This is a genomic window from Saprospiraceae bacterium (assembly GCA_016719615.1).
GTDB lineage: Bacteria > Bacteroidota > Bacteroidia > Chitinophagales > Saprospiraceae > Vicinibacter.
In genome coordinates this window covers 63,396-89,289 of the sequence record JADJYQ010000001.1, presented here as the reverse complement: position 1 = coordinate 89,289, position 25,894 = coordinate 63,396, and the positions used below count along the sequence as shown (strand labels likewise).

Here is a 25,894-nt window from a genome sequence, read left to right as displayed (position 1 = left end):
GCTTCTTTTAAAAATTTTTTTTTAAAAAGAAATAGCTCTGCGTAGTCTCCATCCCGCTTTATAAATGTATAATGGACTCCGTAGAATTTTACAAAGCGGGATACGCTGGGGCGAAAGGAAAACTCCGTTTTCCAAACGGATGCTAGTTTGATTTATTTTTGTTTTGCTCGCGCTTAGTAATAGTTGCCTATTCAACTATCGACTTTCGACATCAACATGTTTTTATGTAAATGAAGTTTCTTCATGTCGGGACAACTAATATTCTTCCTTTCAAACAATAACCTTCTTCCACTTTCCCAATTTAAAATAATACCATGCTACGATTGCAATGATGGTTTCAGCAACGGGGATGGCAATAAACGAACCTGTAGTTTTCATATCCATACCAATGGCTAAAAAATAGGCAAACGGAATTTGAAAAATCCAGAAACAAATAAAGTTAATCCACGTAGGTGTTCGCGTATCACCGGCTCCATTGAGGGCCTGGATCATGACCATACCTACGCCATAAAAAATATATGCGGACCCAATAATGCGCAAGGATAATACGGCATATTTTGTAACCTCAGGATCGTTGGTATAAATAGAGATGATGGCATCCGGAAAAAACATAAATAAAAGGGTAACGAAGGCCATAAATATTCCATTGTATTTTGCTGTGAGCAATACACTTTTTTCAGCGCGTTCGGCTTGGCCAGCGCCTAAATTTTGACCTACCAGAGTTGCCGCAGCATTGCTAAGCCCCCATGCGGGAAGTATAAAAATACGATATTCCGAATGGTAATTTGATAACCGGCGGATGCATCTGTTCCTCCTGTTTCTGCAACCAGTTTGGCCATAACAATCCAGCTACCACTGGCGATGATAAATTGAAAAGTAGCAGGCCATGCCAGGTTAACCATAGATTTGATTAAATCAATATTGATTCTGAAATACGCTGGTATTAATTTTAAAATCCCATCTCCCTTAAATAAATGATAGCATTGATACAACACTCCGGTAGTCCGCCCAACCACAGTTGCGATGGCTGCACCTGTGAGTCCAAAAATTTCAATAAAAATCGGGCACAATATGATATTGATCAAACTCGCGAGCCACAAACTTTTCATCGCCATGGCAGCATCCCCGGCGCCTCTGAAAATTCCATTGATCAGGAATAATAACATAATGACAAAACTGCTGCCCAACATGATGCGTGCAAAAGGGGTACCTACTTCTACAACTTCTGCACTGGCTCCCATGAGTCCCAATATCTCGCCGGCAAAATATGCACCCAAAAAACAAAGTATTACACTTAAACCAAGTGCAATCCACAAAGCCTGTGCTCCGGCCTCTGCGGCACGAATCGGATCTTTCTCACCAATACGACGCGCAACGATAGCTGTAGCTGCTGTACTCAGACCAATCGCAACGGAATAAATAATAGTGATCACGGATTCGGTAAGACCCACTGTTGCAATTGCTGCCGGCCCCAATTTTCCAACAAAGAAAATATCTACAATAGCGAATACACTTTCAAGGCTGAGCTCAAGGATCATTGGAACAGCCAATAAGAATACCGCTCTTGGAATACTACCTTGCGTATAATCCACGGCTTCGCCTGTCAATGACATTTTAAACAGACGGATGAATTCTCTAAACTTATTCCAAAAAAGCATAATAAAGGCTGAATTAGGTCTGCAAAAATGCAGTATTTCAACGAATAGCTTGGTTGAAATTCAGAAAATAATAAATGCTTACTTCAAAAGTATATTTTAGAAATTGCGCTGACGCTCCTTTATGCATGGATTTCTAGCTTTCAAATGGCAAACAACTCTATGTTTTTGTTGCATTGGGTTTTAAAATAAATAGTTTGTTTGACGTTAATCATGTTCAAATTTTTTTACCCAAAACCAGCAACCAACTGAATGGTTCTTCTACTAATAATTAAGGTGTTATGGTATTAAATAAGTTAAATTCGCTTTGGCATGTTAATAGAACAACATGTTTAATCCTGATCTACTAAAATTCATTAAAAAGTACATTCCACTCGGTTGGTTTAATGAGTAATTTTTGAATACGGGCTTTCATATCATACAATACCAAATTTTCATCCGGGTCTAAATAAATGATTTCATTTGTATTAGTGTTAAACCGAAATTGCGAAGCTCGAATGCCATCGATTTTCCGCTTTTGACTTCCATCTATGTTTATAGTCATTATATCTCCCGGTGCCTGCAAAAATATAATGGTCTGATTGTTCATCCAAATTGGTGAAAAATTATGGGTCGTGATATCTCTGGTAAGATTTTTATGGTAACTTCCATTCCTATCTGTTAAATATATCTGATCGTGTTGATCCCCTTTTTCGGCGGTATACACAATTTTATCATTACTTAAATTCCAGCTTGGTGCATAAGATTTGAAGGGTAAGTCATTTGTAATTTGAGCCCGTTTATTGGATTGCAGATTATAAGTGTAAATTTCCACTTTCCCATTTTTCCCCTGGCCCGTTCTAATATTATATACAAGGCCTTTCCCATCAGGAGACCAACTTACCGCAAACTTTTTAAGTGTATCCCTTATGCATACGGTGTCTGTCATTCGATCAAAATCATACAGGAAAATTTCATCCATGCCTTGAATATTCTTAATAAAGGCCACTTTTTTGCCATCCGGTGAAACTGCCATTCCTCCTCCATTTATTTGCAATAGCTCTGTCTTCTTTGTAAGGATATTGTATTTAAAATTTCGGAGTACCGGGGGCGCTTTTTTAGTTTTATCCAGTTTTAAAACATTGAAGAGTATGGATTGTCCATCCGGCATCCAACAAAAGGCTGAAATTCGATTTTCAAACGAGGTATCCGCTAGTGGAACATTTAAATAATCCAGGGCTTCTGGCCTCCAGGAGTACATCATAATCTTAGCCACTCCTTCAGCCGACGCATCATTCAAAATTTTCGATACCAGATATAAAGAACCATCGATTCCTGCGGATACACCTTCCGTCGTAATGATTCTGCCATTATCAACAAATCTTTTCCCCGTAACAATATTAATATTCGGAAAATCTCTGATCAGGTTTTTTATAGAACCGTAATGACTCGTCGCAGATTTTCCATCAAGCGCTCCTGTCTTAGCAAGTAAGCGCACTCCATTACATACCGTAAGCATGTATTCGGCTTTTTTATTAACAAGAGCCAACCAGGAAATCAACTTTTCATCATTTGCAATTGAAATCGTATTCCCACCCGGAATAATCAATATTTCCGGTATCGGACAATCATCAATTCTATATTGCGTCGTAACTTTTAAAAATCCCTGACTCAAAATTTCATTTGAATGGATTCCAACTGTATACACATTAAAAGCCTTTTTACCATTCCATTCAGCTTGTTGAAAAACTTCTCCGGGTCCTGCAAAATCTAGAAGTTCAACTTCATTGAAGAGCAAGATGGCTACGTTTTTAGGAATATAGTGGCTATCCGCCTGAACCTGTCCGAAGGTATTCAGTGAACTTAAAAACAAATACAAATAAAATGTTCTGATCATATTTTTTTAAGCAACGCTGCTTATGAATGGAATGCAATGATTATTGATCAACGACCACTCGCTACTTCGTGTTGTGCTGATATTATGAATACTTTACTCCTCCTCAAGAATTTTTACAGGAAATTCTTAGATTCTTCATGGGCTCCTTTTCACTAATATTGAAATGGGGCATTAAGGTAGCGTATACTTTTTGAAAAACCGCAAAGCTCTAAGCGTATTCCATCTGCTCGGGCTTCCGGCCTTTTCCTTGTACAGCATCAAAACAAATTTCGCTCATTTTTTGTAAGAGTCTTCAACCCAGAATTGATACAACGAGAGGATAATCAAAGCTATCTTTAAGAATTTCAATATAGCTACTTGAAATATTTTGGGATTCTATTAATTTTTTACAAATATCTCGAGCTATTTCCATTGTTTCTATAATAGTTCTTCCTAGGGCAACTAATCCTTGTATATCGTCAAATGTTGCTAAATAAAAACCTTCCGGCAATTATTCTAAATGTATTTTAATTGTTCCATCCATGATATTGCAAAGTTATTAATCTTTTATTCATGCTCCTAGTTTGTAGTGCCCCATAACGTTCCGCTGCTAAAAGCAGGCAAGAATTAAAAGTACAATTTTAGAAGTAGAATCCAAAATTGAAGAAAGAAATGAAGAATGAAAAGCTACTTCGCCCTGCTTGATTTTTAGCGGTTGTTATAGCCAATTATAAAAAACCGACAATTCAAATTAACCTTTTGTAAGAAATATAGTCAAACAAGAGATAATCATAAAATAGCATATCATGAAACAATTTAAAAGAACATTCGTAGTAAGTTTTCTCATTCTTGCAGTTTCAATATTTACAATTTCTAGTTGTAGTAAAATTGATGAAGAAAATATTGTAACGCCTACACCTGAGACACCAGACTTAACCAAATTGCATTTTGGTGGGACAGCACCTTACAAAATATTAATTAGAAACCAAGGAAATCCAAACCCAGATTTTCTTTCTCTATGGTTATGTGGGTTGCCGTCTAATGGTGCTGGTGCAAATAATGCAGCTGACTGGACAAATCCTGATGGAACTTGGGATTATACCAAGAAACCACAAGTTGCAGGAAATGTAATTTGGACTTCTGAATTTAACGTCACCTTAGATGGTAATGGTAATAGAGTGTTATCAGGTAATGGTTTACCAAACCACCCAACTGGAATTTTTCCAATACAACCTGGCACCATTCCATATCAATATGATGGCAATCCCAATATTATTTCTCCTCAACCATTAAGTTTTATAATTCCCGCTATACCGCAAGAAGCTACAACAAAATCATGCGTTGGCTTTGGTCCTGCAGGTTACTCTTTAACTGGTAGTGCAATCTATCACGGTGCTTCAACTCTTGGCACAGATGCGGCTGCACATGAAATGTTAGATAGATTTGGCGGACATACAGATGGTACGGAAAGATACCATTATCATTACCCTTCAAAAGATTTACAAGACCATATACACGTACATACTTCTGGGCATTCAGCTTTAATGGGATATATGTTAGATGGTTTTGGTATTTATGGTCCATATGGAGAAAACGGAGAGTTATTAAAATCAGCAGATTTAGACGAATGTCATGGGCATAAACATCCTGTATTGTGGGACGGGCAAATGATTAATATTTACCATTATCATTGGACCTATGATTTTCCGTATAATATTGGCTGTTACAAAGGGACACCACAATAATCATCAAATAGAAAAAAGGTATATGTCAATATTAAAATATTTATTCGCATTTTCAATTCTTGCATTCTTCTGCATTTCCTGTTCAAAAGATGAGGAAGGTAATGTAATTTCTCCAACAACAAGTACACCAAATATACTTTTGATTATTGCCGATGATTTGGGAAAAGATGCCATAAAAGGCTATCAAGAAGGTAGTATAAAACCAAACACTCCCAATATTGATGCAATTAGAAATAATGGTTTACTATTTGCTAATTTTTGGGTTAATCCAACGTGTACACCTACTAGATCTTCTATTATTACCGGGAAATATGGCTATCGTACGGGTGTAAAAGGCGTTGGTGATATATTAAATTCTTCAGAAACCGTGGTTCAAAAATATATAAATAATAATACAGGTAATAAATATGCAACAGCAGTAGTTGGTAAATGGCATCTTTCTGGAAATAGTACTGGCTTTAATCCTGAAACTTTTGGTATTGATTATTACGCAGGATTAATTCGTGGTGCAGTGGATGACTATTTTCAATGGCAACTCACAGAAGATGGTGCAACCAGTCAGCAAACAACATACATAACAGAGAAATTTACAGATTTAGCTATTAATTGGGTAAACAGCCAAAGTAAACCTTGGTTTCTTTGGCTAGCTTACAATGCCCCACACACTCCATTTCACGTTCCGCCAAGCAATATGCACAGTCAAGGAAACTTGCCTGCATACACTAACGGTATGGATGCAACTCCTTATTTTATAGCTTCCATAGAAGCTATGGATTATCAAATTGGGCGTTTTTTAGCAAATATTCCTGCTGATGAAAAAGAAAACACAGTTATTATTTTTATGGGAGATAATGGCACAACAAATCTTGTAGCTCAAAGCCCATATTCAAGTACAAAAGTAAAAAACACTTTATATCAAGGCGGTATAAACACGCCTTTATTTGTTTCAGGAAAAGGAGTTTTCAGAAATGGAACAGACAATCAGTTATTGGTAGGAACTGACCTCTTTGCAACTATTGCCCAAATTGCAGGTGTAAATGGAAATGAATATCACGATAGTAAAAGTTTTAAATCTTTATTTTCTCAATCTAGCAGTATTCGGAATTATCAATATTCAGAACTAAAAGACGGAACTGATGAGTTGTGGACAATTAGTAATGGCACATACAAATTATTAATTAAAAATTCTGGTAATGAAATGTATAATTTGGTAAATGACCCTTATGAAAATAATAATTTACTGAATGGTGCGCTATCCACTACAGAACAGAGTGCAAAAACATTATTAGAAACCGAATTAAATAACATAAGACAATAAAAACTGGCTATAACAACAACAGTTTGGCAAAATGGTGGGTTCAGTGCTAAATTGAACATTTGGTTTTCAAATGAACATTAGTGCTAAATTGAAAGTAAGTGCTTCAAAATCCGCCACTTCGCCAAGCTGCAAAACCTTGTTATCGGCAATGCTATATATTTCTGAAAAACCGAATTCGCTTTGGTATTTTAAGAGCACAATGCGTTAATATTTATTCAAAGAAATAACATCCGAGCCTATCTCTGTACTACCAACTTAGCTGTTTTGAATTGTTTTCCGGAACGAATCTGGAATATATAAATACCATCGTGTAAGGCTGAAATATCAATGAGTTCAGCTCTTCGTGATTCCAGAGGTTGTTTTATCCACATTTTACCGCTCAAATCAAAAACGCTGAGCTGTGCATCTTTATCCAATGATTCTGAAAAGCTCAACTGAACACTATTTTTTGCCGGATTTGGAAATACATTAAATTCAAAAATTTGTTCATCCTGTGTGCCAAGCGGACCAATCTGAATTTTGAAAAAATCGGTTCCAAACCAACCACCGGTTCCATCTTCGACAATAAATAAAAATCCATCGGTCTCCATTGGAGCACCTGTATGTTTATAACTCAAGCGGCCATCATTGATGTCTTTTTGCGTAAATTTTGAACCGTAATCCAATTTTACTCCATTCAACATGAGATCGCCTTTTTGAGGAATCACTACGATTGTATAAATCAATTCTGTCGCAGTATTACCCGTATCAGCAGATTCCAATTTATCCTGACCAATATTGCGCAATTCGCCTTGATTCATCTGCAGTCCAAGATTTGAAATTAAAAACGGATTGTTGACTTTAATCTCAGAGCAGATGTCTAATTTAAATCCGTAAAAATTCGCCTGTCCACTGAGGAATCTGTCTGTAACAACCTCAAGGGTCCAGTCTCCTATTTTGTCTTCACCATTAAATTTGTTTAAAGCTTCCAATGGCTTGATTATTTTTTTCTGCGAAGGCGGACAACCATTCATGGTATTGAGCAAACCTTCATCATCGAACGAACAATCGAACAAATCCGTGACCCCACAGTTGCGGTCAAATAATTTGACGCGGGTACCCTGCGGACTAACGAGTGTTAGGGTGATACTGTTGACACCAATAGCGTTGGCAAACAAATCATTGACATTGACATCGCTGATAATTCCCGACCCTCTGATGGGTACAGGCATGTAACCTGTTTTATTAGCACTGCGCACCAATACGTTGCCGGGGTAATCTGTCAACTCGCATTTTTTATTGACCGTTTGGAATGGCGAAGGGGTACTGGGGGAACCCAGTCCACAGCGGTTTACCGGAATAATTCTCCAATAAAGTAAAGTACTTTCATTGAAGAAAACATTCGGAGTAATGACGGTGTCTTTGATACCGTCAAGACTATAAATCAGAGAAGCCCCAAACGATGGTGAACTTGCAATTTCGAGGCGATAACTCAAGGCATTTTTAGCAGCTGTCCATTTAAACTCAAGCGATTGCGGCAAACCTGCCAGTCCACTGGCCGGAGAAATGGTTTTGAGATCTGAAAAATTCACATTGATCAAATCCATTTCAATGGTTTCTCTCAAGGTATCACCTGTTTCTGTGATGGCCCATACTTCAAATTGGTAAACGCCACTTTCGGCTACATTGCTGAAGTCAAGTTGAAGTTTGGTATTTCCTATCAAAGGCAAGTCATCATTTTCAAATTGGTAAACTGCACCAGCTGGCAGACCACCGCTAATCATGAGTCTCAGTTTTCCGGAATTGTTGCCAAAAGCACAGGCCTGAATATTTAAATCAATTTTATCAGGTATGCAAAATACAAATGTAGAAGGGGCAACACCAAATTGAATTTTATTGACATTATTTGCGGCAAAGATTCTGATATCACCATCTGAAACATCAAAGAAAATATTATCTGCAGATTCAACCAGAATTCTGGAGCGAATCATTCCTACCAGGCTATCGGGGATTTCGACAAATGCATCGCCATCGTTTTCGGTATCCATGAGAAGTGGAATCATCACATTTGGATTGGTGCGATTCGGCATCAGATAGATATTGACTTTCTTACAAGACACAGGAGCTTTATGTGTATTGGCCACATCCCATCTTATGAGATTGCATTTGCCGGCATAAAGGATATCCGTTGTGAGGTTTGGAAAACTTACCTTAAAAGGTCCGGCAGAATCTATAGCAAAGAAATGCGTTTGTTTGGTTGTTGTTGCTCCCGAACCGGGATGGTTATCGCGAACGTTATATCTAAAAGTGATTTTGCGATTTACCGTAGGTAAAACTTCTGTTCTTTCAAAATTGGCTCTGGTCAAAATTGTATTCCACACAGGAACGATTCTATTGGGATTGTTTCCGGGAAATACTGACTTAAATAATGGGCCTTCGACGTCGAGCAAGGGTTCTCCTAAAACCATACCATAACCACCGGCATCGTATTGTTCCCAGTTGTAAGTGAGGTTATCATTTTCCATATCCGTTGCACTACCTTTCAACTGAAAGGGCGTTCGTATTGGAATATAAAGTCCGGCAGGAAATAAAATCTCAGCATCCGGAAAACTATTACTTGTGGCAGATTGAACTCCACAGCGGCTTCCATCGCCGGTTCTCGTGTAGGTATAAATTCTCTCAACTGAATTCGTGTGAAAATAATTGGGATGTGGCAGATTTCCGGTCTCCACGTTTAATCCGGCTCCGCATAAACCACTATAGGACATGATACTGGTACCGCTGCCCGGCTCATAGGAAGTTCCGGATTCATTTCCATTACAATTCGAAAAGGTATGAGAAGCGCTGAATTGGTGTCCCATTTCATGGCAGGCTATCCTTTGTGTGACATAGGCAATATCCGTGTTGTACCAACAGGTTACTCCGCCACCCTTGTTGGCATTACAAACAGAAGCTAAGAATGCCACTCCCCCCACATCTGTGCAGGTATTGGTAAAAACGTGGCCAATATCATAAGCAGCTCTACCGATCACATCGGTTACTACATCCGTATTTTGGCCTAAACAAGCGCCTCCGGAAGTTGGATTGCCATAAGGATCAGAAGTTGGATCGAGAAATATAAGTTTATCATTGTTGGCTACAAGATTCATATGCACTGCTACATCCTTTTCGTAAACGGCATTGATGTAAGATAAGGAAGCGACCATTTTATCCAAAGCTGTAGGTACGCTACCACCGCCACGACCACCATCCAGAGCCCATTCAGCGGTGCAAGCCAATGCTAGTCTGTAGGTTCTCAAATTCACGGGTGCTCCCTGCGGACTTCTCGGTTGCAAAGATTTTTCGTGCGTGCGTTCTTCAGATTTATCTAATGCATCTATGTCTTTGGTTCCACAACTTAAGTTGAATGCTTCGTCAAACTGAATGTCAGATCCTTTGAACATGGCATACACATCGCGATTTCTGTCGGGTGCATCGATGATCACATCTCCTTCAGGGGTGAGGATGTAAACCTGGAAACTGTAGGGAGAAATGGACATTCTCATGTACAATTCGCCATGATGGCCCGCATAAGTTTTAATTTCCGGAAATTTAGCAGCCAGTTCGGCTTCCATAACAGGAGATTCTTTGACCCTGAAAGTCTTCCAAACACCTTCTGGCATAGGTAGTTCCAGATTAAATTCACCTTGACCGGCCGCATTCGAAAGATTTATTAAATGTTGTGCATACTTCTGGCGATCGAGTTGAAAATAGCTAGTGACCTTTACTTTATTCCAATCACTGCCAGCCCTGGAAGCAAAATTTGCCGTCAGGGGTTTCCAATAAGCGCTTTGGGCGTTTAGATGGTATATGCATACACTGCATAAAAAGAGAAAACTTAGTATTTTTTTCATCGTTTGACCTTCACTAAAATGGTTATCAAGATATAACGTTATAAAGTTTTAAACGTTTGCTATTCTTCTTAAAATTATGACTGAATTTTGGAAAGAAACTCTTCTTCCGTCCAGATTTCGACCGTACCAAGCTTTTGGGCTTTAGAAAGCTTTGACCCAGCATCCTCACCTACCACGAGAATGTTAAGATTGGAAGATACTGCTGAAAGTAATTTCGCCCCGTTTTTCTCCGCCAAATCCTGCGCTTCTTTTCTTCCCAATTGCGTCAAAGTCCCTGTAAACAGTATGGTTTTGCCCGCCAAAACCGCATTTTCATCGCTCATCCGGGGCCTGTCATCATCGGTCTGCCGCATGTTAACACCTAGGTGTTCCATTCTGTCGATCATTCTTAGATTATCGGGCTCCTGAAAAAATTGGATTACATTTTGCCCAACTACCGGGCCTACATCTTTGATGGCAGTAAAGCGTTCGAGGTCCCAATTTTTTAGATCGGGAAGATAGCTGAGGTGCTCGGCGATAAGTTTAGACACTTTTTTACCCAGGTGGTGGATGCATAGTCCGTGCAAAAGCCTGTATAATGGTCGGCTTTTTGCCGATTCAATGGATTTACTGAGTTTTGCTGCTGATTTTTCACCCATTCCTTCCAATTGGGAAATGGCTTCATAGTCGAGATTGTAGATATCCGACATATCATTGAGCCAGCCCAATTCATAAAATCTTTCAACCAATGATTTTCCGAGTCCGTCGATATCCATGGCATCTTTGGAAACGTGATGAATCAATCGCTGCACTTTCTGAGCTTCGCACTGGAAATTCGGACAACGCCAGGCAGCTTCGTCTTCTTCGCGAACCAATGGCGTTTCACAAACGGGGCAATTTTTTGGAAATTGAATTGGCTTTTCATTACCGGTTCGCAATTCGGGAAATGCTTTGACGATATAAGGGATGACATCACCTGCCCTTTCTACCAAAACTGTATCGCCATAATGTATGTCACGTTGCCGGATAAAATCTTCGTTGTGCAAGGATACGGAGCTCACCGTAACCCCGGCGAGTGGGACGGGTTCAATTTTTGCAACCGGAGTAATGGACCCGATTTTTCCGACCTGGAACTCCACATCTTTCAACACAGAAGTAGCTTGTTTGGCCTGAAACTTATAGGCCACTGCCCAGCGCGGATGGTGCGCTGTGTAACCACAGCGTTCCTGAATGGAAAGATCGTTGATTTTTACAACGACCCCGTCAATATCATAAGTATAATGATCTCGCCGCTCGGCCCATTGTTGAACGAATGCCTCCACTTCGTAGATGGAAGCACATACTTTGCGGTCGCCAAGGGCTACTTTAAAACCTAACTGATCCAGCAACTGCATCCAATCGGAATGTGAAGCTCTTTTGTTCATGGCCGGATTTCCATCCTTGTCTTCTGCGAAGGAGAGTTGAAAGATGAAGACATCCAAACCGCGTGCAGCCGTCTCAGCGGGATCTTTCACGCGAAGCACACCGGTAGCTGCATTCCGGGGATTGGCCAATAAACTCAGTCCATCCGATTCTCTTTGTTGGTTGATTAGCGCAAATTTTTTATGACTGAGTACAGCCTCTCCGCGCAATTCTACACGGTGCAAACCGAATTTGGAAAAGGCTGCATGCAGAGGTACAGATTTCATGGTTCGGGCATTTCGGGTGATCTCATCCCCTTGTGCACCATCGCCGCGCGTGGCGGCCCTGACCAGGGTATCGTTCTCATAAACCAGAGCAATACTACCCCCGTCAAATTTGGGTTCTGCAAAATATTCAAGCGCATTCTGATCACTTAACTCACATAGTTTTCGAACCCGGGCATCAAAGGCTTCCAGGTCTTCTAATTTATAGGAGTTTTCGAGAGAAAGCATGGGGGTAAGGTGTGTTACTGTTTCGAACTTCTCGGTGAGGTCGCTCGACACCCTTTGCGTTGGAGAATCTGCATCAAACCAATCCGGATGATCTGATTCAACCCGTTCCAGCAATTTATACAATTGATCGTATTCATAATCGCTAATCAGCGGGTTATCCTGGGCATAATACTGCCATTCGTGAAAACGGATCAACTCTCTCAACTGATCCAAAGCAGAACGGTTTGTAACAGACGGGTTCTGCAAAAATTCGCGGGTCTGATTGTTGAATTCCTTGATTTCGGCAGCGCTGTATTTCATGGTATGAAATTGTGGGAAGCAAAAGTAGGGAAAAAGGGGGATCAAGGGGGTCAGGAGTCCTGCTCATCTCACTCCTTTACAAATTTTCCAAGCCAATACCCTCCCTGCACATTGCGCATATGTATAAAATTTATACCCCTTTTAAATTTACTAAACTAAATTGGGATTTACTCACCTGTGTTTTACTTACAAGTATCAAACATGAATTGACCCTGTGCATATTTAGCAAATAGATTTACACTTTGATGGTTATGCTATTCTGACTTCAGTCCACAACTGCCATTTTATTTGCCGCCGGTAATTCAGGCATTTCCTTTTTCTTGCATCTGTCGAAGATCTTAAAGTCATAACTTAACCGCAGACCTAAAGATTGAATCTGATGCAACTCATAACCATAAATTGTTCCGCCTACTAATAGAGGTGTACCCAGCCTTTTAGAATAATAAGCCTCAAATTCAAACTTATTATATTTCCATCCAAGCATGAACATCACACCTTTTTCAGAATAATTATATCTTAGATCACTCGTGTAATTGTTTTCTTCATCTTCATAATAAAGATTGTTTACGATATTGTATGTCACGCCTACATCTACCTTCCATTTGCTTTTCCAATAATATGTAAGGAAGAAGTTATTCCTTACATAGTTATAATGAAAGATTAAATCTTGAAAAAACGCTCCTTAAAAAAAGCTCTGGACGTGTTTATGGTTGAAATCGCTGGTAACTTGAAAGTATAACTTGTTAATCAGTTTTTGCTTTAAATTGACACCTATCAAAGGGCTGGAATTTTCAAATCCTTTATTTTTAAAATCTAGGTCAATAAAATTTAATGGGGCGGAAGCAACTTTTGAAAATCATAACCTACGACGGGACTCAAATATGTTTGGGAAAAAATATGACTAGAACATGACATGAAAAAAATAAACAACAAAACCAGATTTTTTAAGTTATTCATTACAGTTTTAAGGCAACTTTGAAGTGGTGTCTTGAATTAATCATCTTATCTGCCCTTTTATTGTTATTTTTTCAATCAATCTTAGGAATTGAAATATTGAACCTCACTGAATTAATTCACAGTTTCAGGTAAATTATTTTATGTTGACCAAAATATCGTCACTCAACAATTGCCATCTTATTCACCGGTAGCAATTCAGGTTTTTCCTTTTTCTTACATGCATCGAAGATCTTAAAATCATAACTCACACGCAGACCTAAAGATTGAATTTGGTGCAAGTGAAAGCCATAAATGTTTTCCCCGCTAATTGGAGTTTCGATTCTATTATTATAATAAACTTCAAACTCAAATTTATTATATTTTAGCCCAAGTAAAAACACCCATCCTTTTTCAGTATAATTTACCTTATTATTGCTCATGTGGCCACGTTCAAGATCTTCATAATATAGTTTATTAACAATATTGTATGTTATCCCACCACCAATTTTCCATTTTTTTTTCCAATAATAGGTAAATAAAAACTGATTCTTATAATAGTTATAATGGTAAAGAAAATCTTGAAAAAATCCTCCATCAGGAAAACCTCGGACATGCTTATGGGTAAAATCAGCAGAAATTTGAAGATAAAACTGGTTAATTAATATTTGCTTTAATTTTATTCCTATCAAAGGGCTTCCATTTCCAAATCCTTTATTTTTTAAGTCTAATCTAATAAAATCCCGAGTGGAAATAACCTTTTGAAAATCATAACCTAACACAGGACCTATATATGTTTGAGAAAGTATCTTGCCGGACCAAGTGCTGACAAAAAAAATAAACAAAGTCAAAATATTAAAGTTTTTCATTACAAAGAATATTGCATAGTTGAAAGGCTATTTTATATTTTTGCCATAAACCAAATACCTCTTTTGAACTTTTAATAAGCTGCCATCTTTTGATGAAAATCTAAAGATCGCAATTCCTGAATACGGAATTTCCCGTCCCTGAATTAAACAATTGTTAGTTGTAAAAATTAGACGACCATAAATATCATAAACTCTTAATAAAGCACAATCATCCTTCTTGTCCTTAAATAAAGTTGCTTGAATTCCAATCTTCGTTTTATGTTCTTTACGCGACAACTCAGAAAAATAATCACAATTCGGATCGTCATTATTACAGTCTTCCAGTTTAAGGAGCTTGTATATTATACAAGGCCTTATGCCTGCATCACATAATGTTGGCGAATACATGGAAATTTTGATGTACTGCGGGTAATAAGGATACTTTGGTATGTCTGTGATCGTCAAACACTGGCCTCCGGTTTGACTATTTCCCTGCATTCCCAATTGTGAAGTATATTCGGTACTCTTTGGACCTATTATCGTCCAATTAAAGGTGGAACCCATTGGATAAGCACCACAGGCGCAAAGCTGAAACGCATCGGATTCTTCGCAAATAATAGAGCTGCCTGTTAGGCATATATTCGCAGAACAATCAGGTATGGTTCCAGAATTTGCATATCCGGTAGGTACACAAATTAACTCCCAGGATTGAGCCACAGCCCTGAATTCATCTGAGCATCTGCCATAATTTTTCAATACATAGGCTAAGGTCGATTCCATAAGGTCTTTGTAATCACTCAGGTTCCCCAGGTTTTTAAGCGATGCCAAAACGATTTCTGTGGACTTATCCAAACCCAGAGCCGGAATCACCGGGGATGTTTTGCCTTGGCTGATTAAATAAAACCAATGACCCAGAGGTTTTCCTCTTAGATGAGCATTTGTCAAATTTATTACTTCAGTAAAGCAGTCAAAATCAGTACCGGGAGATTGCAGATTTCGATCATATTCTTGTCTAGTTCGATTATCATCATCTCCTATTGCCCAATCAAGGGATTGTATCTTTGATTCTATATAAGTTCCAATCATGTCACACAATCCCTCATGCAAGGAACCTGCAGCCAATTTTTCACTAGATAAAAATTTACGCAAATAGATATGAGCAAATTCGTGGGCTGCAATATCAAATAATGCGGTTGGGCCACCATTGGCGTTGCCGCCTAAATATATAGCCTGAAAATCATCCCAAGGTTGTGCAAAAGAATTATTATAACTTGTTAAAGTTCCAATCCTAACGTCATTAAACCCTTCACCAATTCCTAATGCATCGAATTCGGGTAGTACTTTCTCCACAACATAAAATGCCTGATAAGCTAAAGTTGTAGCTTCTGAACCCCACGAAGTATTTGAATTTGATGTGAAGGGAGATGGCTTGTCTTTCCAATTTGGAAAATAGGCCGGGCCTCCCCTTCCCTGGTGTGGGTCAGTACTTGTGTTATCAAAATCCAGTACTCGCAGTCTTTGATCAGGTGACTTAAGAATATAATTATTACCAGATTCAAGATTTTCTAAGTTTTGAATGCCGTAAGTAATAGTAGGCGCATCGATGTATTCATTCAAATCGATGGTAGTGAGTGAGTCTCCTGTATTGGCATCAATAAATATACATTTATTACCTCCCACGGAATCGCTGTAAGCAATTCTCCAGACCAACAAATATTCACATTCATTTAAAAAATTATGAGTGATGATCAATTCCGAATCATAAAGCGTATCGCTTTCAAAATATTCTAGTGCAGATTGCAAAGAAATATCTGCAGCCGTATCTATTGAAATTTCAGTCAAAATTCTTGGAGCAATGGAGTAAATGTTATCACAAGGATTATCAGGATCATCTGTTAGGTTTCTGATATATTCGACCGTATATCCTCCGCCATCTAACCTAATTCCTTTATAGAACTGTTGATACCTTGAATAATAATACAGAGTATCCTGGAAATCATTTTCGGTAAACAATAATTCAAAGCTCGTATTGGCATCCAGACCCAGACTCTCAATAATTATTTCAAGGCTATCTTTTGAAGATAAATCCACAAATAGAATTCCATTTTCAAACGGCGCAATCAAATGCGTGCTATCAAAGATTGCAGAGTCATAGGCAAAAGAATTGAAGTTTTCACATTCGGAAGAATTATTTGATTCCTGAGCCTGCACATTCAAGCAAGAGAAAAGAATTAAGTTGATTATTAAAAACGCAGTGACGCTTTTAATTTTGAGTCTAAGGACGTAAGGACGTAAGGACGTAAGGATTTCATATTAATTCCGTTTTTGGTGATTGATTTACCAAAGATATGCGTAATTAGCAATAAATCAAAATTTAATACTGATTATTTTGTATTTTATTTTAACTAATATAATATTAGTCAAAAATATCAATATAATGTTTGCTTATTATAAGAAAAATCGATTGATAGACATTTCTTTCTAAACACATGAATCACCATTTAAAATTATTTGTGCATTTTCATCTGCCATTGAACAGCCATTTGACATAAAACTTAACTTTCCTGATGCATCAGAATAACTGTTCGTTTGGTAATTGAACCAAAAATCTCTTTCTTGAGGTATAAACTCAATCTTATTTTTGTTAAATGACATGATTATCCCCCCAAACGGATTAGTACTATCCGGAATACCACTACCATATCCGAATAACCAGTTGTAGTCGTGTTTTTTCTGGGAGTGTGCATGAATACAAATACTAAAGAAACATACTAATGTAATTATCCTGGTCTTCATACTCAATACAATAGAGCTCTTTTTCAATCCTTTAAAAACTTCGACATCCAATATCTGCCCTTTTCATTCCTTAGTTGAATAATATACATCCCAGTATTTAAATTCAGAACTGGGATTCTCATTTCTTCTCCTGCATTGTCAGTTTGCATTTCACTGATCAATTGACCTTGAATACTAAACAATCTGATATTTACTTTTCCAGGTATTAGGTTTTGGATATCCTGGACAATCAACTCCGACTTTGCCGGATTTGGGTATAATAATAATTCACCTTGCCTAAACTTAAAAGCTTCATCTACATCCGTATTGAGTTGAATTCGAATGGTGCTGTCGCATGGATAAGGTTCGTCGACGCGGTAATGTGGGAAGTTTGGCGTAGCATGGCTGTTCCTTGTGGGTAACTTAAGACCTCTGTTGATTAATTGGCAGTCTTTCCCTTTCCGGTTTGGATAAAGAATCACATGTAAGTATTGATTCCCACCTCCTGCGGTAATATAAATCCTGCAATCAGGTCCAAGAGCCATCTGCATGTAAGTAGCCGGATAGGGATCAAAAAAATCATCAAAAACGCCTACCGTGTCGATTGCTTTTGTACTGTCTTGTTCCATCAGATCTACCTGAAGGACTTCTGTAGGATTGGATACGTATACAAATCGCGAATCGGGCGAAAAGGCACAACCACCACTTGTATTGAAAGGATAGACTATTTCATAAAAACTAAAATTACTTAATAATCCTGTAGTTCTATCAAAATCAAAAACCTGCAGACCGCTTAGTGGACTATAAAAAGCATAGTGTCTCCCATTGGGAGAGAAAAGACCTTGCGCCCCACCTGATCCTAAGGCTATATGTTCCTTGCCAATTGATTGCTTGTTTATTTTTTCTATACCATTTTGTGTATATAAGAATGTATAAATTTCATTATTATGACGAGCAGGTGCTATTCCCCACCAACTCTTATAGCTATTATCCACAGGTATAGCTGAAAATCCTCCTCCATATATTGTATCATATAATATGATTTTATTCTTTGATTTTACTGAATCATTAGAATGTACAATAATATTTTCATATATACATTTTCGGAATGCTTTTTGACCATTACCTATGGTATCCAAGATAGTTTGAAAAAATACCAATTCTTCACTATTACTAAAATTTATAAATAAGCAGCTTTGAGCAGCTGGTTGATATTTTGGACAATTTACTCCCCATATTTTACCATAACCTAATGAATCTCCATTAGGCAATATTTTTGCTTCGGAATCTGCAAGAAAACATCCATTCGACATATACATTAAAACCCCAAAATCATCTGAAAAGCTATTTGTCTGCAAATTAAACTCAAAATCTCTGGCTTGCGGTATAAAGCTAATTTGTCCATCATTAAACGACATGATGATCCCACCATATGGACTTGAGCTGTCAGGCACACCGGTACCGTAGCCAAATAACCAGTTGTAGTCATGCTTTTTCTGGGAATATGCATTTGTCGCTAAGCCCAGTAATAGCCAAATTACTATTTTGGTTTTCATCTTTGGACAAGTACTTTTGTATTAGCTTCTTTATAAGAACCAATGGTTATCAAATACAAACCGGGATTCAATTCCGAAACCGGAATTTCAAGCATTTCTTGTATCGAGAATTCAATAACAGGTCTTCCAAATAGATCAATAACTTTTCCCCTATATATTAATCTTTCGGGATTTCCATTCAATTTTATTTTAAGTACATTATTTGATGGATTAGGATATACTAAAACTGATTTCTCGTTGAATTTGTATTCTGCAGGATTTTGGTCTTTAATACCACACAAATTCTGTTCATTTACAACCACAGGGTATGAACTGGAAAGCATCATTCTGGCTTCATATACTGCGTTGCCATATTCATAAGGACATAAGTTTACAATATCCTTTAAGATGCTGACCTCGTATTCTTCAATAGGGCGTTTATTCCCTAAATATTTTAATCGAATGAGACTTACTTTCTTTTGGAGAATATCATAAGTAGTAGAGTTGCTTAACTCTTTTAAGTCATTTATATAGCTTTCAATAATCTGGTGATTTGAACTTCCTTCATCAAAATATTTTGAACAGAAACTTCCAATATCACTGAACAGGTCCAATGCTGTGCCTTTGTAATTTCTCAACCATAATTGCTCTTCTGAAGTAGTTGATTTTTTTGATTTGATATACTCCAGGATGTTTTTCCTGGCTGACCAGGTTCTGGCCTCATCAAATTCATTCAGGCCAATAGAGGAATTATATATTGAATTATAGAGTTTATAATCCTCACTTGATTTGGAAGATCTAGCTCCAAATCCACCAGGACAAGTATTATTGGTTGAACAGGAATATTCATTCCCTGATTGAGGATTTAAAAACCATTGTTGTTGAACAGGTTCTTGAATATTATTGGGTAAATAAGGCGCAATCGGAGATACCAAAAATTGTGATTGTACAACAACATCTTGTAAGCCATAATTCACAGCATCGTTATCGATACCGCATCCGGTGAGGTGATTGCCCCGATGGCTTTGCGGACCAATGATACCATCTCCACCTGTTGCACGGGTAACAAGGACCAAGCCTAATTTATGATTGCCTAAGAAGTTTTCTGACACCTCGTTGGGATTACAACTGCCTGCAAACACCAGGCCACAGTCGGCACCTTCTATTTCATTACAACTGACTGTGTTGAAAGGGCTTTCTTGAACTTCTACGGCCGAGGTTCCATTCCCATAGGCTGCACAACTTACTTTGTTGCAGCTCAAGGTACAATTCATAGAATTTAATAAGTAGATTCCATCTGTCCTTACGCCATTGGTTGCATTGGTATATACCGTATTGTTTTTGATATCTACATTGGAGCAGGTATTTGCCAGTATGCCTGCTTGTCCGGTTTCATTTGTTACTTCATTGTCTTCAATCAGCACCAAACCGGAATTCCCTCCAATCTGAATAGCCGTGCCATATGTTGAGGTACAGCTTACTTTGTTTTTGGTGATCGTGCAAGGCATATTCCCATTTTGATCCAGGTTAATTCCTAAAAATGCAAGCTCTATTTCATTCTGATGAATGAGTCCTCCTGTAGTACTCCCTGAGTTGCTAATATAAATTCCATATTCTCCATTGCTCATATTGTTGCCCTGCAAATCATAAGCAGTGCCGGAATTGTAAATCGCACAATTAAAATCTTTAAAATTATTTTGAGGAGCATGTGGATCAGGATCCTTAATCGTCTCAAATTTTTTACCGTTGCCACCGGATGAATAAATCGCGGTTCCCCTCCATGGGGAAGTAACTTCAGGTACACCTCTGTATCCATTTCCAATTGCATAAAAATTTGAACCTTTCACTTTAGCAGCTGAATTGGACAAGCCTATTCCTCCATAACAATTTGCATATTGGGTATTCACTGATTCAAATAATTCCGCATCAATGACCTTGGCTATATAGCCACTCAAGCCATCAAATTCTGAATCTGATAATAAAATCGAAGATCCTGAACTGCCGGTCGAACAAGTAATTCCATTTTGACATGCCTGGATTTTCGTCTTGTTGCTGAATTCTATATTGTTTGCTCCCAATGAAGTTGTGACATGTTCGGCTTGATTAATGCTTGAATTATCTATATATAAATTAGCACCCGGCATGAGTTCAATGGTATTCCAGAAATTATCGCATGAATTTACAGTAGAATTGCATATAGTCAGTGTTATCCCGGGATTTACAATGATTTTTTTACCCTCTGCAAGATAAACGAAACATTTACCGAATATGTGATCCTGATTAATGATTAAATCACGCGTTATTTTCAAATTTCTCTGGAAATTACAGTTTGTAGAAGGAAATTGTCTTTCAGCATCAATCAAGGATGTAACTGTGTTTATTCCAGGTTGATCTGTAATGTATAATCGGTCAGCTTGAGTTGATACATGAGGTGCAAAGGTTTTGATGGGTGCACTGGTTACTCCGTGATCATGATGTATTCTAAATGTTGTCTCATCTGGAATTGATAAAGTTCCTTTATGAACTAATTTAACCTTACACTTCAATATTTTTTTCTCATTATTACCCAGAGTGAACGGAGTGTTGTAAATGAGGAAATTTAAATCAGGATCAGCATTAGGATCTATTCCTCCATTAAAGTCCATGTGATCTATGATTTCAAGTTTATCCTTGGTTGGAGATGAGCCTTTTGAATAAGCTACTTTTACATTTGTAAAATTTCTAGGAGTGCAATCATTGTGAATCGTAACGGTTACGATCGCTTCACTTCCATTATTACAGATGTCGTCACTTAGTTTTGCCACAGATGGCACAGCGGTTGCAAAAAGGCCGATACAATTCTCGCAAGGGATTGAATGTGTATCAGATAAGCAGTTACAGTAATCATTCATTACTTTTGATATTTTTTGCCAGGAGCAAATATGCATATCGAGTCCTCTAGGAATTCCACACATTACAAAATTATATTGCCCATCAGCACACGGACATGGATCGTTTGGATCATCAGAAAGATGAGAAGCGGTAAAATAATGTCCAAACTCATGGGTTGCATTGATTATGGCTCTTTCAATAGTTGGAGCACGACCTAGAGAAACCGTAATAGGTGAATTTAATCCTAAAGAGTGACATTGCAGTCTATGCGCTTCAGTGGTAACATCTGTTGTTCCCGAATGAAAATATATAAACATATCTTTGGGTACACATGGATATTTGTCCTTAAAAAATTTTTCAAATTCTACAGCTTTGTTTACCGGGTCGTAAAATCTATCCAATTCTAATATTGCAGGGGTTCCATTTGGTCTGTCAAAAACATAATTAAAACTAAACGTTCCATTCCCTCTATTTTCTCTAATGTAATTTCTATATTGATAGGCTACCCCAAAAGGACCATTTAAAACTTCAGCTGCATACTTTTCGACTTTATCCAACCCTCCTTTTAAGGCTATAAATCCAGGTTCTGTAAAGATGACTACTTCCAAATTTATTGGACAATCAACTGGTGCAATTTGGTCTGGGCCGGTCTCCGGGTCTGTATATACACACGGCAATTCTTCAAATAGATGAACATCGGGAAGTCCCAATTCCTCTCCAGTTGGAAATAGTCTTAAACACCGTATACTATCTTCAAGATGTATGTAAATCTTTTCATTATAAAACCAAATTTCAGCAACGCTACTCGAATCTCCATTAATAATTCCGAGGAGATGATAAGGATCACAAGTGCTTAAACCCAATGTGTCTTCGGTATCTGTAAATGAAAGATTATATTGTTCCTGGCCTAATTTCAAAATAAATCTGTACTGTGGATCTTCCAATGCATTCATAAAATTGCAAAGGTTTAAAGAGTCTTCTTTAAAAAGAGTATAATTCGAATGCTCTCTATTCAATTTAATCTTTGAAGGCAAATCAGCTTCGAATTCATTAAATTCGTAGGTAGGAATCGTTTGGCTAAAGATTTTCGCAAAAATGCATAGAATGGCTAAAGACGTAAGGACGTAAGGACGTAAGGACGTAAGGACGTAAGGATTTCATATTAATTCCGTTTTTGGTAATTGATTTACCAAAGATATGTGTAAATATCAATAAATCAAAATTTAATACTGCTTATTTTATATTTTATTTTAACAAATATAAAATATTTCAAATATAGCAATACAATATTTGTTTCTGAATTTCATTCGAATCTATTCAAAATATGCCCGAATACCTGAATCCTTAAAAACCAATTCCTTTGTTTCCAGTAAAAATAAACTTACTAAATAAGCTTAAGACAAACAATTAAAAAGCGAATCAATAAATTTTTAGAATCCCAATCCCCTACTCCGGTTCAAAGCCCAGGATGATGCTGAATTTTGCATAATCTTTCCAGCTCGTTGTTTTGGCATCCAGCCATGGTTTGTCAAATCCGATTCCGTAATCAAATCCGAGCAAACCAAACATCGGCAAAAAGATACGGATACCTGCACCAACCGAACGTTTGAGTTGGAATGGATTGAATTCGCGGAAGGCATTCCAGGAGTTTCCGCCTTGTGCCCACAAGGATGCATACATCGTTGCACTAGGATTGAGTGATAAAGGATAACGCAACTCCATGGTGAATTTGCTGAAGAGTGTAGCGTCTTCAGTCAAATCTTTAAAATTATACTCATCGACGGTTTTTGCTTTGACTTCTTCAACTTCGTAACCTCTGAGCGAAAAGATATCTCTGCCCGTCACGGTAAAGGTTTGGTTGTTTAATCCGTCGCCACCTACTACAAATCTTTCAAATGGTGGTGCTTTTAAATCTTTGTTGTAATAACCCAGCAATCCAATTTTTGCATTGAATGCTAAAACCAACTTGCCTGTCAGATTCAAATACCAATCGCCATCGAAACGCCATTTGTGGTATTCGACCCATCTGAAGCGCTCACCTGCGCTGACTGAATCTGGATTCCATCCGCTGCGGAAAAGCGAATAGGGTGGTGTGAGTTGCACGGATAAGGAAAGTCTCGAACCTGAACGTGGAAAAAGTGGATCTGAAACCGTGCTGCGAACAAATGTGGTTTTCAAAGAGATGTTGTAAAAATCGCCGTTGTTTACGATTACATTTCCGGCTCTGAAACCTGTATAATTATCGAGGCGGATGCGCTCGAGATTTAATCCCGTACTAACAGCAAAGTTGTCGTCGGGCTTTTTTAATTGTGTACCCAATGCTCCCGAAACGCGGAGGATGCTTAATCCGCCTTCAAGGCCTGTACCAAAAGCAGAATTATCAGTACGGCTGAAAATACCTCCCAGCGTAAAAGATGTGGGTCTTTTGCCACCCAACCAGGGTTCGGTAAATGAAAAATTATACGACTGATAATAACGACCGTTAGATTGTGCGCGGAGCGAAAGTTTTTGCCCGTCGCCCTGTGGTAGCGGACTCCATGATGATTTTTTAAAAATATTGCGCGTCGAAAAATTATTAAAAACAACGCCTAATGTTCCGATCAAACCGAATGCACTCCATCCGGCTGATAATTCCAACTGATCTGAAGGACGTTCTTCGACCTGGTATTCGATATCAACGGTTCCTCTTTTGGGATTCACCGGTGTATTGATATCCATGGTTTCAGGATTAAAATATCCCAGGGACATAATGGCTCTTTGCGAACGAATGATATCCGATCTGCTGAATTTTTGTCCGGGCCGCGTTCTCAATTCACGGCGGATGACGTGTTCATTGGTGCGATCGTTTCCTTTTACGACAACGCGATCAATGGTGGCAGGTGGACCTTCCGTTATGCGGATCGTAATATCGACGGAGTCATTTTCAATACCGGTCTCAACGGGTTCTGCTCTGAAGAACAAATGGCCCTCATCCATATACAAACTGCTCACATCGCGACCATCATCTGAAAAACTCAATCTCTTTTGCAACAACTCCTGGTTGTACACATCGCCTTTTTGAATTCCCAATACATTTCGAATATGTTGTTCTGTATATAGTGAATTTCCTTTAATGTAAATATTCCTAAAATAAAATCTTTTACCTTCGTATAAATCGATATGGATTCTCAATCGCCCTTTATCATCTCTCCAAATGGTGTCATTTAATAAACTAGCATTTCGGTAACCTTCTTTATTATAAAACGTGATTAGGTTTTCAAGATCGGCTTCGTATTTTTCTTCTTCAAATTTTGACTTAGAAAAAATTCGTCCAATGCGTTTGGTCTCCTTTAATTGTTTGCGCAATTTACGCGAACTGACTTCCTTGTTTCCTGAAAAAGTAATGTCGTCGATTTTAACGCGCTCGCCTTTTTGAACATCGATGATCAATTTTACAGAATTAGTCTTTTTGTCATCAGGTACTTCTGAAATTATAACTTTTGTATCAAAATAACCTTTTTCAATGTAAAATTTTTCAAGACTTCCCGAAATAGCTTGTTTGATCTCTTCTGTAAATACTGCATTTTTTGGTAAATGATTGGAGACGATGATATTGAGATCGTCGTGTGCAGATTTTTTTACGCCTTTGTAGGAATGGGTAGAATATCTTGGTTTCTCAGTAACCATAATATGTAATCCTGCAACATTGCCGACTAAATTTTCAAGCCGGATATCTATTTGAGTGAATAAACGCTGTTTGAAAATGGCTTTGATGGCATTGGGGATCTCCGGCCCGGGCACTGCAATTTTTTGTCCTGTTTTTAAACCGGAAATATTAATGATGGCATTTCCGTCGCTGAATTCATTACCTGAAACCCGAATGGTAGATATCTCATAGATCTTGGCATCGTAGGGAACAAAGACATTTTCCTGAGCACTAAGGGTGTAAACAGAAATAACATATAAAAAAGCAAGGACTATGGATCTGATCATGTTTTTACGGTACTAAATTTTATAAACGCCAAGCAGGTCGTAAAATTGCGGCCACAAAGGTAAGTATTCTTGGTTTGTTTAATCCGGCGGCAGGATCTAATGGCTGAATTTAGAATCTGATTTCATTTTAAATAAAATATTTTAATATAAATCGTTGTATTTCAATATATTGTATAAATTTAAATAAAGGTATTGGGGTTCGGAATGGGTTGATTTTCGGAATGGGGTTGATTTTCGGAATGGGTTGATTTTACGGAATGGGTTGATTTTTGGAATGGGATTATTTTCGGAATGGGTTATTTTACGAAATGGGGTTGATTTTC

General features: G+C 37.9%; 12 protein-coding genes and 2 pseudogenes. 2 read left to right on the top strand and 12 right to left on the bottom strand.

Features of this window, described 5'->3' with window-relative positions:
* Positions 1-270 precede the first annotated feature (270 nt).
* The 3 genes and pseudogenes from IPM92_00360 to IPM92_00350 form a co-directional block, all read right to left on the bottom strand.
* Positions 271-1,658, bottom strand: a pseudogene (locus IPM92_00360) (MATE family efflux transporter).
* A gap of 343 nt (positions 1,659-2,001) precedes the next feature.
* Positions 2,002-3,531: a DJ-1/PfpI family protein gene (locus IPM92_00355; protein ID MBK9106854.1), complete on the bottom strand. Its 1,530-nt coding sequence runs from the start codon at positions 3,529-3,531 to the stop codon at positions 2,002-2,004.
* 292 nt (positions 3,532-3,823) lie between these two features.
* A pseudogene (locus IPM92_00350) lies at positions 3,824-4,054 on the bottom strand (DUF1902 domain-containing protein).
* Between the two features lie 262 nt (positions 4,055-4,316).
* Between IPM92_00350 and IPM92_00345 the strand changes: the two are divergent.
* Together IPM92_00345 and IPM92_00340 are read left to right on the top strand one after the other, a co-directional pair.
* Positions 4,317-5,255 carry a YHYH protein gene (locus IPM92_00345; protein MBK9106853.1) on the top strand — a complete coding sequence of 313 codons (939 nt, stop codon included), beginning with the start codon at positions 4,317-4,319 and terminating at the stop codon, positions 5,253-5,255.
* 22 nt (positions 5,256-5,277) lie between these two features.
* The gene (locus IPM92_00340) at positions 5,278-6,573 is read left to right on the top strand and encodes a sulfatase-like hydrolase/transferase (GenBank protein MBK9106852.1); all 1,296 of its coding nucleotides are present in this window, start codon (positions 5,278-5,280) and stop codon (positions 6,571-6,573) included.
* Positions 6,574-6,809: 236 nt separating this feature from the next.
* On the opposite strand, the gene IPM92_00335 is transcribed toward IPM92_00340, so the two are convergent.
* The 9 genes from IPM92_00335 to bamA all read right to left on the bottom strand — a co-directional run bounded on the left by IPM92_00335 (position 6,810) and on the right by bamA (position 25,571).
* Entirely contained in the window at positions 6,810-10,445 is a 3,636-nt protein-coding gene (locus tag IPM92_00335; protein MBK9106851.1) for a T9SS type A sorting domain-containing protein, read from the bottom strand.
* 74 nt (positions 10,446-10,519) lie between these two features.
* Entirely contained in the window at positions 10,520-12,637 is a 2,118-nt protein-coding gene (gene ligA, locus IPM92_00330) for an NAD-dependent DNA ligase LigA (protein MBK9106850.1), read from the bottom strand.
* Between the two features lie 265 nt (positions 12,638-12,902).
* A complete protein-coding gene (locus IPM92_00325) occupies positions 12,903-13,220 on the bottom strand; it encodes a hypothetical protein (GenBank protein ID MBK9106849.1) in 318 nt (105 codons plus the stop codon).
* Positions 13,221-13,752: 532 nt separating this feature from the next.
* Entirely contained in the window at positions 13,753-14,415 is a 663-nt protein-coding gene (locus IPM92_00320; protein ID MBK9106848.1) for a hypothetical protein, read from the bottom strand.
* A gap of 51 nt (positions 14,416-14,466) precedes the next feature.
* On the bottom strand, positions 14,467-16,635 hold the full coding sequence (locus tag IPM92_00315; protein ID MBK9106847.1) for a M4 family metallopeptidase: 2,169 nt from the start codon (positions 16,633-16,635) through the stop codon (positions 14,467-14,469).
* Positions 16,636-16,899: 264 nt separating this feature from the next.
* Positions 16,900-17,214 carry a hypothetical protein gene (locus tag IPM92_00310; protein MBK9106846.1) on the bottom strand — a complete coding sequence of 105 codons (315 nt, stop codon included), beginning with the start codon at positions 17,212-17,214 and terminating at the stop codon, positions 16,900-16,902.
* 23 nt (positions 17,215-17,237) lie between these two features.
* On the bottom strand, positions 17,238-18,749 hold the full coding sequence (locus IPM92_00305; protein ID MBK9106845.1) for a T9SS type A sorting domain-containing protein: 1,512 nt from the start codon (positions 18,747-18,749) through the stop codon (positions 17,238-17,240).
* On the bottom strand, positions 18,746-22,633 hold the full coding sequence (locus IPM92_00300; GenBank protein ID MBK9106844.1) for a right-handed parallel beta-helix repeat-containing protein: 3,888 nt from the start codon (positions 22,631-22,633) through the stop codon (positions 18,746-18,748). The genes IPM92_00305 and IPM92_00300 overlap by 4 nt, the downstream gene beginning before the upstream one ends.
* A gap of 412 nt (positions 22,634-23,045) precedes the next feature.
* Positions 23,046-25,571, bottom strand: coding sequence for an outer membrane protein assembly factor BamA (gene bamA / locus IPM92_00295; protein MBK9106843.1), 2,526 nt, complete (start codon positions 25,569-25,571; stop codon positions 23,046-23,048).
* Positions 25,572-25,894: the final 323 nt, after the last annotated feature.

Bases quoted from the DNA above. Each gene is read 5' to 3' on its own strand.
- IPM92_00355 (MBK9106854.1), bottom strand. From the start codon at position 3,531: ATGATCAGAACATTTTATTTGTATTTGTTTTTAAGTTCACTGAATACC.
- IPM92_00345 (MBK9106853.1), top strand. From the start codon at position 4,317: ATGAAACAATTTAAAAGAACATTCGTAGTAAGTTTTCTCATTCTTGCA.
- IPM92_00340 (MBK9106852.1), top strand. From the start codon at position 5,278: ATGTCAATATTAAAATATTTATTCGCATTTTCAATTCTTGCATTCTTC.
- IPM92_00335 (MBK9106851.1), bottom strand. From the start codon at position 10,445: ATGAAAAAAATACTAAGTTTTCTCTTTTTATGCAGTGTATGCATATAC.
- ligA (MBK9106850.1), bottom strand. From the start codon at position 12,637: ATGAAATACAGCGCTGCCGAAATCAAGGAATTCAACAATCAGACCCGC.
- IPM92_00310 (MBK9106846.1), bottom strand. From the start codon at position 17,214: ATGAAGACCAGGATAATTACATTAGTATGTTTCTTTAGTATTTGTATT.
- IPM92_00305 (MBK9106845.1), bottom strand. From the start codon at position 18,749: ATGAAAACCAAAATAGTAATTTGGCTATTACTGGGCTTAGCGACAAAT.
- bamA (MBK9106843.1), bottom strand. From the start codon at position 25,571: ATGATCAGATCCATAGTCCTTGCTTTTTTATATGTTATTTCTGTTTAC.